Source organism: Flavobacterium aquariorum (assembly GCF_003254745.1).
Classification (GTDB): domain Bacteria; phylum Bacteroidota; class Bacteroidia; order Flavobacteriales; family Flavobacteriaceae; genus Flavobacterium; species Flavobacterium aquariorum.
The window spans coordinates 1-218 of the sequence record NZ_QKXH01000053.1 but is presented as its reverse complement, the minus strand read 5'-3'; the positions used below and the strand labels follow the sequence as shown (position 1 = coordinate 218).

The 218-nt window shown below is 46.3% G+C and carries 1 protein-coding gene; it reads left to right on the top strand.

Annotation, left to right across the window (positions count from 1 at the left end):
• A partial coding sequence (locus tag DOS84_RS19190) for a hypothetical protein (protein ID WP_165830474.1) occupies positions 1-218 on the top strand: 218 nt, incomplete at both ends.

Sequence of the window (218 nt, the reverse complement as noted above, 5' to 3'; positions counted from 1 at the left end):
AACTACAGCAGTTGCATCTGCAGGATATACCGTCACAGCCAGCAATACTGGTGGTTGTGGAACTGCAACATCGGTTGTAACCATTACCGTGAATCAAGCTCCGGCAGGATTGAGTTATACCGTTGCTACACCAAGTTATTGTGTTGGAACAGCAATCACTGCTAATAATGCATCGCTAACAACAGCAGGAAGTCCAGCAGCTACTTATGCGGTTAGTC